The sequence below is a fragment of the Phormidesmis priestleyi ULC007 genome (assembly GCF_003003695.1).
Classification (GTDB): Bacteria; Cyanobacteriota; Cyanobacteriia; order Leptolyngbyales; family Leptolyngbyaceae; genus Phormidesmis_A; species Phormidesmis_A priestleyi_A.
The window spans coordinates 1-1847 of sequence record NZ_PVWG01000107.1 but is presented as its reverse complement, the minus strand read 5'-3'; the positions used below and the strand labels follow the sequence as shown (position 1 = coordinate 1847).

Annotated in this window: 2 protein-coding genes and 1 pseudogene; 1 reads left to right on the top strand and 2 read right to left on the bottom strand. The window is 49.6% G+C overall.

Features of this window, described 5'->3' with window-relative positions:
- Positions 1–53: 53 nt before the first annotated feature.
- Positions 54–857 carry a transposase gene (locus C7B65_RS26835; protein WP_106254246.1) on the bottom strand — a complete coding sequence of 268 codons (804 nt, stop codon included), beginning with the start codon at positions 855–857 and terminating at the stop codon, positions 54–56.
- 100 nt (positions 858–957) lie between these two features.
- Here C7B65_RS26835 and C7B65_RS26830 point away from each other — a divergent pair.
- Positions 958–1161: pseudogene (locus C7B65_RS26830) on the top strand (S8 family serine peptidase); the annotation flags it as partial.
- Between the two features lie 417 nt (positions 1162–1578).
- Here the strand turns inward: C7B65_RS26830 and C7B65_RS26825 are convergent.
- Positions 1579–1716 (bottom strand): hypothetical protein, encoded by a 138-nt coding sequence (locus C7B65_RS26825; RefSeq protein WP_181314519.1) that lies wholly within the window; start codon positions 1714–1716, stop codon positions 1579–1581.
- Positions 1717–1847 lie beyond the last annotated feature (131 nt).

Sequence of the window (1847 nt, the reverse complement as noted above, 5' to 3'; positions counted from 1 at the left end):
CTCATACTCACCCCTCTTGGTTGCATCACTGAGGTAATATCATGATTGAATGATTAAATCAAGTAGAGGTCGCACCCTCCTAAACTCCCATCACTCCCGACTAGCTCTAGTGCTTCTGGGGCAAATCCCCGCTCAATCAAGTGTGCAAATAGGTCGCGCCATGCCGCTTCACTTTCGGTTTCGGCAACCTCATAGTGCAGCAATTCGGTGCCTCCATCTGCCCAGACTGCCATCACCGCTAGCACGACCCGTTCCTCTACTTGCCGTCGTTGCCGCAAATGTCCCGACAAGTCTTCCTTGTATTCATCCGCAATCACATCCTGAATGTCTACCCACACTCCATCCACCAAGATGATCGCAGGCGTTTGCTTCAAGGGCGCTTGGCGTTTCGCATCCAGTTGGCGTTGAACTTGCAAGGTGATTTGGTTCACGGCATTCACCGATAGAACTCGACCTACTACAAAATACAAGGCTGCTTGCAAATCCCGCAACGATAGTCCCATGACATACAAGCAACACAGCCAATCCAATAGGTTCCCTAAACTCCGTTGATAGCGCTCCAAGATCTGCCAGTTGCGTTCCCGGTTCCGTTCTCGTAACTTCGGCACCTGCAACTTCTCGATGTAGCCATACTGGGTATGCAACTGCCGTTCATAGTACCCGGAGCGATACGGCTTCTTGCCCTCCAGATGCTGCAAAAATTCCGTCACTTCCTCTCGTAGCGACCCTTCGAGCACCTGTTTGACTGTACTGATGACTTCAGTTCGCAATTCCTCTGCTAGGGCTGCTTCCAGTTCAGGGTGCACACCCTGCTGTCGCACTCGAAGGATTTGTTGTTCTCGCTCTGCGATTATCATGGGAGGTTGCCTGCTTTAGGGGTTCTTGCCCGTTCTAAGCCTTTTTCTCCCCTCGCTTCTCAGCGCGAATAATTTGTGACACTAACTTAACGGCACGTCTGCGGCAACACCTAATGTGGCTGGAGTGGCTTCTCTAGTGTGGAGTGCAAACCCCAATTTGACTGCCACTCAGGTTCAGACGATTCTATCTGGAACAGCTTATGACTTAGGGGCGCGTGGTTATGATCCGGTGTATGGTTCTGGGTTTGTGAATGCAGATGCGGCAGTGCGACGAGCGATCGCGATCGGGGCTGGGGCACTTTAGCAGGGATGAAGGATGAGGGATGAATATGGAAGCTGCAAAAAGCGATCGTTCATCCTTCAGTTAAACCTTGACTCAGGTTCTGAATTGCAGAGTGTTTTTACTGCAAAGTGGTTCTCTCTTTAATTTCGAGCAATCTCAAACGCCTATACTGTTCGCCTTCTTGCTAGATTTTCTGATCAATGACTAACTATTTTTTAGCCAAGCTACTGTGTAAATTCAGAGATCGGGGCAACCGTGATCGCTTGTCTCAATAGTCCCTTGAGAACAACCCCGTCGGTTACAGTCGCTAATTGCTGAACGATCGTCTCTGGCACGGTTCCAAATCTCGCAGATAAAACTTCAAGAATAGATTCTTTCAGTCCTTCTATCTAGTTGGGAGCATCTCACCTTTGCGATGAGCATAACTACTCAATTCAATCAGCCAACCCTGAGCCAAGGTTGAGAGCGCGTGAAATCGCCATTGAGATAAGCAGAGCGGTGCTTCAGCCCTTGAGGCACATTGTGAGCACTCCACTGTGCCCCTGAAATCTTCAAGCGGCGATTGATTTGTTTCACTAACGATTCCACTGCCCCCGACCCAATCGTAACCCCTGCCTGTTGCAACGCTTGGTATACTCGCCACGATTGAGAAATGGACTTTTGGATTGTTCTCCCGCATCAACGATAAGATGAGGTTTGTTCTAGAG